Raw genomic sequence first — 12,507 nt, 5'->3', positions numbered from 1 at the left:
ACGGCCAGTGACGTCGCGTGTCACACCTCTAGACGGGTTACTTTCCTTTGGCCCGCAGGAGGAATCAGGATGACGACTTACAACTGGGATCTGATCGAGCGTCTGCTGCATGAAGTGCAGAATGGCGAGGGCAGCTTTGCCCCGCGCAAATACGCCGAGGAGGAAGCCGCTGATAAGGCCACGGCGGGCGAGTCCACCGGCAATCTGGATGCGCTGAAAAAGACCGCTGCGGATTACGAAGCGCTGTTGTTCAAGCGCGGGTTTATCGAGTCGCGGCCAGAGGACGAGGGTGGCAGTGGTGAGAACTTTGTTCTGACGCCGCGAGGTGCCCAATTGCTGGCCTTGATCGACAGCTCAATACCGGGCAACGCTCACCCGCGTGAGGTGCTGGATGAGCAGGTGGATGCGCTGGAACCGGTGACGTTTGATGACGTGGCGTCCAAGGCGGCGATTGCCTGAAGAGCATGTGGGAGCAGTCTTGCTCCCACGTTCTAGTCAGCGGCGGCGTTGAGGCATTTGAGCGCCTTGAAATCGCTGCGCACGCCTGCGATTTTGTGCGTCAATTTCTGGCGTTGTTGTACGCTGCTTTGCGCCATTAGATCCACGATCAGGCTGCGCGCTGCTGTTTCTGTCTGGGCATCAGCCTCCCTGTATTCCGGGGTCCATGCACGTTCCCGGTCCACCAACAATTGTTGCATTTTCTGCGCAAAGTCGGCGTCGTGGCGTTGTTGCACGGCGTCGATGAACTGCGCCTGCCAGCGGGCGCGGTTGCCGATCCACTGTTGGTTCTGGTCACCCAGCTCCGCAGACCAAGCCGTCACGCGTTGCTGCTGGCTGGCGCTGAGCGGCCCGATCCACGTATCGAGGCGCTTGCTCATACGCTCGGCACGCGCCTGGATCTGTCGCGGCAGGGGCGGTTTCAGGTATTCGTCCTGGCGCTTGCGCAGGTCTTTGGCCAGGGCGTCGTTCATGTCCTTGACCTGCTGGTCGTCCAGCCCGCGCAGCAAGTGGACCGCCGACGGGGTGATCGCGCGTGCGATCTCGTTAACCGCCTGTTTGGCTTCGCCGGTACGGCTCTGCAAGGCGCTGTCGCTGACCTGATGGTTGTCGACCATCTGTTGCAGGCGGTCGAGCCAGTCCAGATAGCCTGGCAACTGCGTGGTGCAATGCCAGGCCAGGTGTTGCTGGAGTGTGTCGTTGAACCAGCGCTTCTGCCCGGCGTTCATGTCCAGGTAATCATTGAGGGTCCACGGGATGATCACATCGAGATTGCGATAGGCCAAACCCACACGGTTGCAGCCGCCAAGCACCAGGCTCGCGATCACGAATACCAGCAGAAATGTGAGCCGATGCAACATGGGCAGGTCCTTGCGCAGAGGGGGTGATGCATGTGAACCCGCGCTGGGTGCGACAGTTCAGCCCATCAATAAAACGTCCGCGCAGCCTTCAGGGTCAACAACCCATCGCATTGCGAATTGTGTCCGGAGTAGGCCGAGCAGTCGCCGCCATTGAGGCTGGAGTCGCTGTAGATCAGGTCGAGGTCAACGCCCATCCACGCCCTCGAGAATTGCACCGACCAGTCGCTGAAACTGCGGATCGAACCGCCGTCCACCGAGACCGGGCTGCCCAGTTGATGCGTGGTGTACTTCATGCTGACGCCGATGCCGAACGGTTGTGTACCGCCAAGGTCGGCGAACAGGGTGCTGTCCTGGCGGTCGGGGTCATTGCTGAAGGACGCGCCGAAGCGATTGCCCAGCAGGTTCAGGCCGCCATAGAACTCCTGGCTGTCGAGGGGGCTGAGCGAGGGATAGCTGTAGTGGATCAGTCCCACTTCGTAGCCCAGCGTCTGGTCGAAGGGGTGTTTGAACCCCAGGTACGAGTCGATTTCAAGGTTGCTCGCCGAAGACAGGCCCATGTTCGGTGAGAACTGGCCGACGTACAGGCCGCTGTCGTGGCTCAGGTCGAGGCCGCCGTGGAAGGCGTCGCTGCCCGGCGAGGTCGGCTTGACCAGGCCCTGGGCCATGCTGCGGCTGGGCGTGGTGCCCAATTTCAGATCGAAGTCGCCCAATTCGCGCTGGAAAATTTGCGCTTCGGCCAGTGGGCTCGCGGCGAGGGCACTGAGCAGGAAAATAATCGGTTTGAGCATGCTTCACTCCATGAAAAGCGAGGAGCAGTAACGGAAGAAATCAGGCGGATGCCCGTGCTAGACGCGTGCAAGCATACCGGCGAATGCCAGGCGCTGAGGCCCGTTCGTCGATTTTGTGGCGCAGGGGGTGAAGCAAGAGGGTGTTTCGGACTCTAGTCCTAGCGCCTTGCTGGCAAGACGCTTAGGGACCAGGTGTATTGCGCCGTCAGCTTACTTCTTGCCCAGGCTGATCTGCTTGGACGGGCCGAAAGTCTGGCCGCTCACGCCCTTGGCAATCTGCTGGATTTCGCCACCGGACTTGAGGAACGCAGCGATCTGGCTGTTGATCGACTCGCTGGTTTCGACGGCGGGAGCTGGCTTTGCTTTGCTATTGGATGCTTTTACGCGCATGGCGGCCACTAACCTGTAGAAAATTAACTTGGCCAGGCATAGTACAGGAAATGCTTGACAATTGCTTGGTAAATATCCTCTGGTATTTGCTGTGATGGCCGAAACACGCAAAGTTTGTCGTCGAAATAAGCCCCTAACTTGCTGTTTTAACTCGAAACCACGCGGCCTGCCGGGCGCCGCAAGCGCTGCAAAATTCAGCCGACTGATCAGACGAGCGGGGCGCAGCCAGTAGAACGCCATGCGAGCCCGCGATTTTTCAGGCGCGCGCGCGTGCAGGGCGCAACTCGGGTAGAATGCCGCCCACGCAATGAGGGTATTGGAAATGGCTTTAGTCGGGCGCTACAACAGTTTGCAAGTGGTTAAACACACTAACTTTGGTTTGTACCTGGATGGTGCGCAAGACGGTGAAATCCTCTTGCCTAATCGGTATATCCCCAAAGATATTCCCAGTGAAGATGAAGACTGGCTTAACGTATTCATTTACTTGGACAGCGATGACAAACTTATCGCCACCACTGAAAAACCCAAAGTTCAAGTTGGCGAATTTGCCAGTTTGAAAGTCGTCGAAGTCAACAGCATTGGTGTTTTCCTCGATTGGGGTTTGCCCAAGGATCTGTTGCTGCCGTATTCGGAAGAAAAACGTCAATTGACCGCTGGCGAATATTGCGTGGTGCATGTCTATCTCGACAAACACACCAAGCGCATCACCGCCACCGCGCGTCTTGACCGCTACCTCGACAAGACGCCCGCCAACTACGAGGTGGGCCAGGAAGTCGACCTGCTGGTGGCCGAGGCCACGGACATGGGCTTCAAGGCGATCATCAACAACAAGCACTGGGGCCTGATCCACAAGAACGAAGTGTTCAAGTTCCTGCGCCCGGGCAAGGAAGAGAAAGGCTTTATCAAGGAAATCCGCGCCGACGGCAATATCAGCCTGAGCCTGCAGCCGGTTGGCCAGGAAGCGGCCTCCAGCCTCAACTCGAAGATCCTCGCCAAGTTGCGTGAAAACAACGGCAGCTTGCCGGTCAGCGATAAAAGCGACCCGGCGGTGATCAGCAACTTGTTCGGCGTCAGCAAAGGCAACTTCAAGAAGGCCATTGGTGCGCTCTACAAGCAGGGCCAGATTGTGATTCATGCCGATCGCATTGAACTGAGCTGAGTGCGGTTTGCTCTTCTGTAGGCGCAAATCGCTCCTACAGAAGCTGTGCCGATGACCCGTAAATCCTTGTTCTGTCGGCCTACGGCGCAGATGACCTGAGCAACGTGGCCACATTCCTCAGCGCCGCCTAGTGCACAGTCAGGCACCTGTGTGCACAACGGGTGTGCAAGTGATTGTGTACAGGATTAAGGCGTGCACCGTTGCTGAGCGGTATACACCGATCTAACTCTCGATACATCCTTTGGCACCCCGTCCCGTGGGGATTGTGTGCCATTGGCGCGCATTCTGCTGACTCTCTCGTATACAAACCGTGCCGCCTTCCGTATGCATCCCGTTACGGCAGCGCAGGCGGGTATTTCGAGGAGCCCAGCGATGACCGAACAATTGCCTAAAGGCTACAGCCCGCGCCTGTACAACCAGGACCTGGGCCCACTGCCGCAAAAGTGGACCTGGTACAACATCTTTGCCTTCTGGATGAGCGACGTCCACAGCGTCGGCGGTTACGTCTTCGCTGCCAGCCTGTTCGCCCTCGGGCTGGCCAGTTGGCAGGTGCTGATTGCATTGCTCGCGGGCATTTGCATCGTGCAATTGATCGCCAACCTGGTGGCCAAGCCGAGCCAGCAAGCGGCCGTACCGTACCCGGTGATCTGCCGACTGGCGTTTGGGGTGTTCGGTGCGAATATTCCGGCGGTGATACGTGGCTTGATCGCGGTGGCGTGGTACGGGATTCAGACGTATCTGGCGTCGAGTGCGCTGATCATCGTGGTGCTGCGCTTTTTCCCACAGATGGCCGTGTATGCAGAGCCGCACTTCGCGGGCCTGTCCTACCTGGGCTGGTTTGGTTTCCTCAGCTTGTGGGTGTTGCAGGCGGCCGTATTCTGGGCGGGCATGGAGTCTATCCGGCGCTTTATCGACTGGGCCGGGCCGGTGGTCTATGCGGTGATGTTCGCCCTGGCCGGCTGGATCGTGTGGAAGGCGGGTTGGGCGAATATCAGCTTTACCCTGGCGGAAAAATCCCTGTCGGGCTGGCAGGCTTTTGGCCAGGTGATCGTGGCGACGGCGTTGGTGGTGTCTTACTTCTCCGGACCGACGCTGAATTTCGGTGATTTCAGCCGCTACTGCCGCAGTATGCAGGACGTGCGTCGCGGTAATTTCTGGGGGCTGCCGGTGAATTTTCTGGCGTTCTCTTTGGTGACTGTGGTGATCGTCTCGGGCACCTTGCCGGTATTCGGCGAAATGCTCCACGATCCGATCGCCACCGTGTCGCGTATCGACAACAGCGTGGCCGTGTTGCTGGGCGCCTTTGCCTTTGTCACGGCCACGATCGGCATCAATATCGTCGCCAACTTCGTGTCCCCGGCGTTTGACTTCGCCAACGTTGCGCCGAGCAAAATCAGTTGGCGCGCCGGCGGCATGATTGCTGCGGTGGCTTCAATCTTTATCACCCCGTGGAACCTGTTCAACAACCCGCTGATGATCCACTACACCCTGGACATACTCGCCGCGTTTATCGGGCCGTTGTTCGGGATTCTGCTGGTGGACTTCTACCTGATCAAAAAACAGCAGATCGACGTAGACGCGCTGTTCGACGACAGCCCGAGCGGGCGCTACTACTTCGACGGTGGCGTGAACTGGATGGCGGTCAAGGCTCTGGTGCCGGCGACGCTGGTGGGCGTCGCGATCACGTTCACCCCGGCATTGCAGGGCATGGCCAACTTCGCCTGGTTTACCGGCTGTTTCCTGGGTGGGCTGTTTTTGCTGGTGCTCGCTCGACGCGAACAAGCTCGCGTGCCAACGCCGCTGATTGCTGGCTGACCGTCGTAGCGGGGCGCAGCAACCCCGCGCCCGCCAATAACAGCCCGCAACCGGCAATTACCAGCGCCGGTTGCAGGCCGTCGCTCAGGTGATTGCTCACCGATGCGAGCAACGGGCCGCTCAGTTGACCGATGGCAAAGCAGGCAGTCAGCACTCCGGTGTTGCGCTGATAGCCGTGAGGCGCCACCTCCCGCAAGCGCGCCATCACCAACTGCATACACGCCAGAAAAGGCCCGCCGCACAGCAACACGCCCAGCGCCAGACCCAGCCGTTGCCGAGCAAGCAGGCAAACACGCCCGCCGCTTGCAGCCATAAGGTTGTCATCAGCCAGCGACGGGTTGTGTTCGCGGCCTTGCGGCGCAGGCTCGCCACGACCACACCGAGCGCAGCCGCCAGGCCAAAGCATGGCCAGAACAGGTCTGCCTGCCAGGCGCCCTTGAACTGCGCGCTGGCCATCTGTGACAGAAAGGTCGCCGGAATGATGTAGCCAAGGCCGAACAGAAAATAAATCCAGCCCAGGTGCGCGATGCTCGCATTGCTGTCCGCGCCGCTGATGGGCGCGTCAGTGAGGCTCGGTCGAGGCAGGAAAGGCAGGATCGCCAACAGCATCAGCAGCGCCACCCCGCCATAGACCAGCCACAGTGTTGCGGAGCTTTGCCGTAGCAGGTTCGAGCCTAGCGCCAGCAGGCCGGTCAACAGAATCCCCAGGCCCGGCCCGGCAAACACCAGGGCGCCCAAGCGTGGCCGCCCGGCGGCAATCGCCAGCGGTTGGCTGAGGCTGGTGATCATCACCAGTGCCCAGGCGCTGGCCACGCCGGTGCCGAAGCGCAACAACAGGTGCGGCCAGAACCCATGGGCCCAGTACGACGCCAGGGTCAGCAGCACGCACAACCACAACCCGCCGTACAAACGGGCGCGCACATGGCGATGGCTGCGGGCAAAAGTTGAATCCACCGCACCGACGAAGTAGCCCAGGTAGTTGGCGGCAGCGATCAGCCCGGCACCTGTCAGGTCGATCTGTCCTTCGCTCAGCAAATGCGGCATTTGCGGGGTGAGGGCGAAGCGGCCAATGCCCATGGCCATCATCAAGGCAATAAAGCTGGCGAGGAGGCGAGTCAACGGCGACATGTGCAAGGTTTCCTGCGGGAAAGCGAATGACGTGCAGGCTAAGGTGGATTGATGTTCTGTAAAATTGAATAATAGTGATCAACTTGTTCAGTTTTGGAGAAAGGTATGGAGTTCAGTCAATTGCGCATTTTCCAGGCCGTGGCGGAAGAGGGCTCCATCACCCGCGCTGCCGAGCGTTTGCACCGCGTGCCGTCGAACCTGTCGACCCGGCTCAAGCAGATGGAGGAACAACTGGGCGTCGAGTTGTTCGTCCGTGAACGTCAACGCCTGCAGCTTTCCCCGGCGGGCAAAGTGTTGCTGGACTACAGCACCCGTCTGCTGGCGCTGCACGACGAAGCCCACGGTGCCGTGCAAGGCGGGCAACCGGCCGGCGACTTTGTGCTGGGCAGCATGTACAGCACCGCCGCGATTCACTTACCGAAACTGTTGGCGCGCTACCACAAGGCGTATCCGCTGGTGAATTTGCAGGTGCAGTCGGCGCCCAGCGGGGAGCTGCTGGAAGGCTTGATCACCGGGCGTCTTGACGCTGCGCTGGTCGACGGCCCGCTGACCCTCGCGACGCTGGACGGTGTGCCCTTGTGCGACGAAAAGCTGGTGCTGATTTGCGAAGCCGACCACCCACCGGTACACGGTCCCCAGGATGTGGCCGGCCGTGCGGTGTTCACCTTCCGACGCAGTTGTTCCTATCGCCGGCGTTTGGAGACGTGGTTTTCCCACGAGCGCGTGGCCATGGGCCGCGCCATTGAGATTGAGTCTTATCAGGGCATGCTCGCCTGTGTGATCGCCGGTTCCGGCGTGGCCCTGATGTCCGAATCCATGCTCGACAGCCTGCCAGGCAAGGACAGTGTGTCCGTTCATCCCCTATCTGGGCCTTTTGCCACTGCGACCACCTGGCTGATGTGGCGAAAGGGTATGCTCGGCGCTAATCTCAACGCATGGATCGAACTGCAGCGCGAAGGTCAGGCAGAGTCGCCGCAAGATGCCTGTGCGATTGCCTGAACGATCCGTCGGCATTTGAATCAATTCAGTAATAGTTCGTTGTGGTTTCGTTGAAGCAATACGTAGGAGTTAGGGCTACTATCTGTAGGAAGAGGCGAACGAATTCCCGCCGACCGGCACTACCCTCAAAGGGGGCAATCATGAAAGAGAAAATCCAAAACTGGCTCCACGACCTTGGCGTTGCGCTGGGTCTGATCGAGCCCCCGCTGCAGCCGGTGCCCATTCGCACGGATGATGAGCAACGTCGTCCACGTCGGCGGTAAACCGCAGCCGCTGTAATGCCGCAGAATTGCAGCCGCTGTAATGCCGCAGAATTAATGTAGGCGCGGGCTTGTGTAGGAGCGAGCAAACCCGCCCCCACCCTGTCTTGTACGCCACGCAAAAAAAACGGGTACGACATCCGACGTCGCACCCGCTGAAGAAAACGTGATAGGCCAGGTGTTTGTTCAGGCCGCCCGAGCTGGCACCGTTTCAGGCCGGCGCGACAACAGGCTCACTCCGACAAAACTCACCAACGCCACCGCCAGACTGTAGTAGATCGGCGTGTTCGCGTCCAAGCCATCCTTGAACATGAACACCAACGCGGTCACAAAGCCCAGGGTCATGGACGTAATCGCCCCTGAGGTCGTCGCGCGCTTCCAGAAAATCGCCCCGATCAGCGGGATCAGCATGCCCCCCACCAACAGGTTGTAAGCCAGGGTCAGGGCGCTGATCACATCGTTCACCACCAGGGCGATGCCCAGTACCGCGATACCAGTCAGCATCGTGAACAGGCGGTTGATGTTCAGGCTCGACTGCTTGCCGCCGCGCAAACGTGGCAGCAGGTCTTCGGTCAACACGGTGGACGCCGCCAGCAAGCCGGCGCTGGCCGTCGACATCATCGCCGCCAACGCTGCCGCAATCACCAACCCACGAATCCCATCGGGCAGCGACATTTTAACGATCGCGGCGAACGCGTTGTTGACGTTATCCAGATCGGGGATCAGCACATGGGCCGCCATGCCGATCAACGCACAGGCCAGGCCGTAGAGAATGCAGTAGAAACCGGCGAAGGTGCCTGCGTACTGGGCGACTTTTTCGTCACGGGCGGTGAACACCCGTTGCCAGATGTCCTGGCCGATCAGGATGCCGAAAAAGTAGATCATGAAGTAGGTGATGATTGTGTCCCAGCCGATCGCGGTGAAGCTGAAGCTCGACGCTGGCAGCTTGGCCACCAGTTCGTCCCAGCCGCCGACACGGTACAGGCAGATCGGCAGCAGGATAAACATCAGGCCGACGGTCTTGATCACGAACTGCACGATGTCGGTCAGGGTCAGCGACCACATGCCGCCGATGGTCGAGTACACCACCACCACGCCACCGCCGAGCAGCACCGAAATCCAGAAGGGCAGGCCGAACAGCACCTGCAGCACGGTGCCGATGGCCAGGATCGAGGTCACGCCGATCATCAGCGCGTAGGCCAGCATGATCACCGCACTCGCCTGGCGGGCCATGGGGTTGTAGCGTTTTTCCAGGACCTGGGTGACGGTGAAGATTTTCAGCTTCAGCAACGGTTTGGCCAGGAACAGGTTCAGCGCAATGATCCCCATGCCCAGCGCTGCGCACAGCCAGAAGCCGGAGATGCCGTGCACATACCCCAGGCGCACGGTGCCGACGGTGGACGCACCGCCCAATACCGTGGCGGCCATGGTGCCCATGTACAGCGACGGGCCGAGATTGCGCCCGGCGACCAGGTAGTCTTCGTGGGTCTTGGCGCGGCGCATGCCGTAATAGCCGAGCACGAGCATGCCGGCGGCGTAGAGGAGTACGACGAATAAATCCAAAGCCATGATGGCGGGTCTCCGATTATCTTTTTTATGGAAATCAGGCGGCTTTTTGCAGCGCCGGTTCAGCGCGCACGTCCGTGCGTTCGCTGCGCGGATCGGTAGGGCCGTACACGGCAGCCGGTTCCGGGAACAGGCGCAGCAAGCTCAGGTACACCACCGAGGCCAGCCCCAAGGTCACCGGCAGGCTGATATCGATGCCCTCGGCGAGGTTGCCCAATGGCCCGACAAACTGCCCCGGCAGGTTGACGAAGCACAGCCCCACCAACGCGCTCGGAATCCAGGCCCCCAGGCCGCGCCAGTTCCAGCCGTGGCTGAACCAGTAGCGCCCGCCGCGTTCGCCGCGGGTAAATACTTGCAGGTCGTCCGGGCAGTAGAAGCCGCGACGCACGATCAGACCGATGATCATCATCACCATCCACGGGGTGGTGCAGGTGATGATCAGCACCGCGAAGGTCGACACGCTCTGCACCAGGTTGGCGGCGAAACGTCCGATAAAGATGAAGGCAATCGACATCAGCCCGATCAGCAGCGTGGCCTTGACCCGCGACAGCGCGCGCGGGAACACGCTGGACATGTCCAACCCCGTGCCATACAGCGACGTGGTGCCGGTGGACATGCCGCCGATCACCGCGATCAGGCACACCGGCAGGAAGAACCAGCTCGGCGCCACCGCCAGCAGACCGCCGACGTAGTTGTTGGCCGCGATGTAGTCCGGTGCCTTGACCGCGACGATGGTCGCGGTGGCTAGGCCAAACAAGAACGGGATCAAGGTGGCGATCTGTGCCGCGACCACTGCGAGCATGATGCGAATTTTCGGTGTTTCACGCGGGATATAGCGCGACCAGTCACCGAGAAACGCGCCGAAGGAGATCGGGTTACTCATCGCCACCAGCGCCGCGCCGATAAACGCGGCCCAGAAGCCGCTCTGGCCGAGGGCCACGCTGCCGGCGAAGTGGCTGTCGAAGGTCGGCGCGAACGCGAAGATCCCCAACAGAAACAGCAGGCTCGCCGCCCATACCGCGATGCGGTTGACCCACAGCATGAAGCGAAAGCCGTAGATACACACCGTCAGCACCAGAATCGCAAACACGCCGTAGGCCAGGCCCAGGGTCAGGTCGGTTTCCGGCAGGCCGATCAGCCGCTTCGCACCGCCGACCAGTGCATCGCCCGAACTCCACACCGACAGTGAGAAGAAGGCAATCGCCGTCAGCAATGACAGAAACGAGCCGACAATCCGCCCATGCACACCGAAGTGCGCCCCGGACGACACGGCATTATTGGTGCCATTGATCGGCCCGAACAGGCCCATGGGCGCCAGGATCAGCGCACCCACCAGCACGCCCAGCACAATCGCCCAGACGCCGGCCTGGAACGACAGGCCGAACAGCACCGGAAAGGCGCCCAGCACCGCCGTGGCAAAGGTATTGGCGCCGCCGAAGATCAGGCGAAACAGATCCTTGGGCCCGGCGCTACGTTCGTGGTCCGGGATCTGTTCGACCCCGTTGGTTTCTATCTTGCGAATACTGTTTTCGTTGTTTTTATTATTCATGATCAGCTCCGATCACATTGGCTAAGGGGGCGGCAGCCCTTCCGGCATAGCGGACAAATGTTCGTGACAGGCCAGCCACAGGCCTTGTTTTTGTTGTACGTCCAACCCTTGTCGTGTGAAGACAATGGTCTCGCGTTCCTGGCTATTGAATTGCTCCCCGTTCATGCGCAGCTCGGTGGCCACGTCATGCATAAAAATCGCCACATCACCCTGCAGGCTGACAACGGCGTTGCTCGAGATGCAGGACAGCACCTCGAACCCCTCGTCCCGGCGCCAGCTGTCCCACAACGCCTGGTAGGCATCGCGACTGAGCAGCGGCTGGGGCAGGGTGTAGAACACGAAGCTGGCGTCGGCGCTGAATGCGCCGAAGTAAGCCTCGCGGTCGTTGCGTGCGAAGGCCGACACTAGGTCGGCCGCCGCTTTCAACACCTCATGGGTGCTCATCAGCGGTGCACCACACCGGGCAGTACGCAAAGCATTTCGTACAGCAGGTTGGCGCCCAGCAGCGAGGTGTTGCCGGTGGTGTCGTAAGGCGGCGAAACTTCTACCAGGTCGCAACCAATCAGGTCGAGGCCTTGGCAGCCGCGGATGATTTCGATCGCCTGGATAGTGGTCAGCCCGCCGATTTCCGGGGTGCCGGTGCCGGGCGCCCAGGCCGGGTCGATGCCGTCGATGTCAAAGCTCAGGTACACCGGGCCGCCACCGACTTTTTCGCGCACTTCGGCCATCAACGGCGCGAGGGAGTGGTGCCAGCATTCTTCGGCCTGCACCACGCGAAAGCCTTGCTTGCGGCTCCAGTTGAAGTCTTCGGCGGTATAGCCCTGGGCGCGCAGGCCGATCTGTACCACGCGGTCGCAATCGAGCAAGCCTTCTTCCACCGCGCGGCGGAAGGTGGTGCCGTGGGCGATTTTCTCGCCGAACATATGGTCGTTGACGTCGGCATGGGCATCGATGTGTACCAGCCCGACCTTGCCGTGTTTCTTGTGGATCGCCCGCAGGATCGGCAGGGTGATGGTGTGGTCGCCGCCCAGGGTCATGGGGATCACGTTGTGCTCGAGGATCTCGTCGTAGGCTTCTTCAATGATGCGCACGGCGTCGAGCAGGTTGAAGGTGTTGATCGCCACGTCGCCGATGTCGGCCACCGACAGCGAGTCGAACGGTGCGGCACCGGTGGCCATGTTGTACGGGCGGATCATCACCGATTCGGCGCGGATTTCCCGCGGGCCGAAGCGGGTGCCGGCGCGCAGCGAGGTGCCGATGTCCAGCGGCACGCCGATAAAGGCCGCGTCCAGGCCCTTGGCCGATTGCAAATGGGGAAGACGCATCATGGTGGCGATGCCGGCGAAGCGCGGCATTTCGTTGCCGCCCAGTGGTTGGTGGAAAATCTTGTCCACGGGATTGCCTCATCGTGTTGTGTTTATTAGTGGCCGATTCTGCGAAAAGCCCGGGGTAGGAAGAATCGCTAGGGGTAAATACTTAGTTCAGATTTTTCTAA

The 12,507-nt window shown here is 60.5% G+C and carries 12 protein-coding genes and 1 pseudogene; 5 read left to right on the top strand and 8 right to left on the bottom strand.

The window, feature by feature from the left end:
• The first annotated feature begins 69 nt into the window (after positions 1-69).
• A complete protein-coding gene (locus tag J2Y83_RS20620; RefSeq protein ID WP_253397807.1) occupies positions 70-459 on the top strand; it encodes a transcriptional regulator in 390 nt (129 codons plus the stop codon).
• A 32-nt stretch (positions 460-491) separates the two neighbouring features.
• Here J2Y83_RS20620 and J2Y83_RS20615 read toward each other — a convergent pair whose 3' ends face one another.
• The 3 genes from J2Y83_RS20615 to J2Y83_RS20605 all read right to left on the bottom strand — a co-directional run bounded on the left by J2Y83_RS20615 (position 492) and on the right by J2Y83_RS20605 (position 2,536).
• Complete coding sequence (locus J2Y83_RS20615) at positions 492-1,358, bottom strand: DUF6279 family lipoprotein (RefSeq protein ID WP_253397805.1); 867 nt, start codon at positions 1,356-1,358, stop codon at positions 492-494.
• A gap of 65 nt (positions 1,359-1,423) precedes the next feature.
• The gene (locus tag J2Y83_RS20610) at positions 1,424-2,146 is read right to left on the bottom strand and encodes a TorF family putative porin (protein WP_253397803.1); all 723 of its coding nucleotides are present in this window, start codon (positions 2,144-2,146) and stop codon (positions 1,424-1,426) included.
• Positions 2,147-2,356: 210 nt separating this feature from the next.
• Entirely contained in the window at positions 2,357-2,536 is a 180-nt protein-coding gene (locus J2Y83_RS20605) for a hypothetical protein (RefSeq protein ID WP_003193095.1), read from the bottom strand.
• 322 nt (positions 2,537-2,858) lie between these two features.
• Between J2Y83_RS20605 and J2Y83_RS20600 the strand changes: the two genes are divergently transcribed.
• Positions 2,859-3,695, top strand: a complete 837-nt coding sequence (locus tag J2Y83_RS20600) for a CvfB family protein (RefSeq protein WP_253397801.1) — start codon at positions 2,859-2,861, stop codon at positions 3,693-3,695.
• A gap of 372 nt (positions 3,696-4,067) precedes the next feature.
• Positions 4,068-5,510, top strand: a complete 1,443-nt coding sequence (locus tag J2Y83_RS20595; protein ID WP_253397798.1) for an NCS1 family nucleobase:cation symporter-1 — start codon at positions 4,068-4,070, stop codon at positions 5,508-5,510.
• 85 nt (positions 5,511-5,595) lie between these two features.
• On the opposite strand, the pseudogene J2Y83_RS20590 reads toward J2Y83_RS20595, so the two are convergent.
• Positions 5,596-6,554, bottom strand: a pseudogene (locus tag J2Y83_RS20590) (YbfB/YjiJ family MFS transporter); the annotation flags it as partial.
• A 189-nt stretch (positions 6,555-6,743) separates the two neighbouring features.
• Between J2Y83_RS20590 and ptrR the strand changes: the two are divergent.
• Both ptrR and J2Y83_RS29630 read left to right on the top strand, forming a co-directional pair.
• Positions 6,744-7,637, top strand: a complete 894-nt coding sequence (ptrR, locus tag J2Y83_RS20585) for a putrescine utilization regulator PtrR (RefSeq protein ID WP_253397796.1) — start codon at positions 6,744-6,746, stop codon at positions 7,635-7,637.
• Between the two features lie 140 nt (positions 7,638-7,777).
• Entirely contained in the window at positions 7,778-7,900 is a 123-nt protein-coding gene (locus tag J2Y83_RS29630) for a PA1414 family protein (RefSeq protein ID WP_003193089.1), read from the top strand.
• Between the two features lie 183 nt (positions 7,901-8,083).
• Here J2Y83_RS29630 and J2Y83_RS20580 read toward each other — a convergent pair whose 3' ends face one another.
• The 4 genes from J2Y83_RS20580 to speB are packed head-to-tail and all read right to left on the bottom strand — an operon-like array spanning position 8,084 to position 12,406.
• On the bottom strand, positions 8,084-9,466 hold the full coding sequence (locus J2Y83_RS20580; RefSeq protein WP_253397794.1) for a sodium:solute symporter: 1,383 nt from the start codon (positions 9,464-9,466) through the stop codon (positions 8,084-8,086).
• Positions 9,467-9,500: 34 nt separating this feature from the next.
• On the bottom strand, positions 9,501-11,012 hold the full coding sequence (locus J2Y83_RS20575; RefSeq protein WP_253397793.1) for a purine-cytosine permease family protein: 1,512 nt from the start codon (positions 11,010-11,012) through the stop codon (positions 9,501-9,503).
• A 21-nt stretch (positions 11,013-11,033) separates the two neighbouring features.
• Positions 11,034-11,456, bottom strand: coding sequence for a YybH family protein (locus J2Y83_RS20570; protein WP_253397791.1), 423 nt, complete (start codon positions 11,454-11,456; stop codon positions 11,034-11,036).
• Entirely contained in the window at positions 11,456-12,406 is a 951-nt protein-coding gene (gene speB, locus J2Y83_RS20565; RefSeq protein WP_253397789.1) for an agmatinase, read from the bottom strand. The genes J2Y83_RS20570 and speB overlap by 1 nt, the downstream gene beginning before the upstream one ends.
• Positions 12,407-12,507: the final 101 nt, after the last annotated feature.

This window comes from Pseudomonas marginalis (assembly GCF_024169655.1).
GTDB classification, from domain to species: Bacteria; Pseudomonadota; Gammaproteobacteria; order Pseudomonadales; family Pseudomonadaceae; genus Aquipseudomonas; species Aquipseudomonas paraveronii.
Note: the sequence above shows the minus strand (reverse complement) of the source record. Positions and strands in the feature narration are given on the sequence as shown.

Bases quoted from the DNA above. Each gene is read 5' to 3' on its own strand.
- J2Y83_RS20620 (WP_253397807.1), top strand. From the start codon at position 70: ATGACGACTTACAACTGGGATCTGATCGAGCGTCTGCTGCATGAAGTG.
- J2Y83_RS20615 (WP_253397805.1), bottom strand. From the start codon at position 1,358: ATGTTGCATCGGCTCACATTTCTGCTGGTATTCGTGATCGCGAGCCTG.
- J2Y83_RS20610 (WP_253397803.1), bottom strand. From the start codon at position 2,146: ATGCTCAAACCGATTATTTTCCTGCTCAGTGCCCTCGCCGCGAGCCCA.
- J2Y83_RS20605 (WP_003193095.1), bottom strand. From the start codon at position 2,536: ATGCGCGTAAAAGCATCCAATAGCAAAGCAAAGCCAGCTCCCGCCGTC.
- J2Y83_RS20600 (WP_253397801.1), top strand. From the start codon at position 2,859: ATGGCTTTAGTCGGGCGCTACAACAGTTTGCAAGTGGTTAAACACACT.
- J2Y83_RS20595 (WP_253397798.1), top strand. From the start codon at position 4,068: ATGACCGAACAATTGCCTAAAGGCTACAGCCCGCGCCTGTACAACCAG.
- ptrR (WP_253397796.1), top strand. From the start codon at position 6,744: ATGGAGTTCAGTCAATTGCGCATTTTCCAGGCCGTGGCGGAAGAGGGC.
- J2Y83_RS29630 (WP_003193089.1), top strand. From the start codon at position 7,778: ATGAAAGAGAAAATCCAAAACTGGCTCCACGACCTTGGCGTTGCGCTG.
- J2Y83_RS20580 (WP_253397794.1), bottom strand. From the start codon at position 9,466: ATGGCTTTGGATTTATTCGTCGTACTCCTCTACGCCGCCGGCATGCTC.
- J2Y83_RS20575 (WP_253397793.1), bottom strand. From the start codon at position 11,012: ATGAATAATAAAAACAACGAAAACAGTATTCGCAAGATAGAAACCAAC.
- J2Y83_RS20570 (WP_253397791.1), bottom strand. From the start codon at position 11,456: ATGAGCACCCATGAGGTGTTGAAAGCGGCGGCCGACCTAGTGTCGGCC.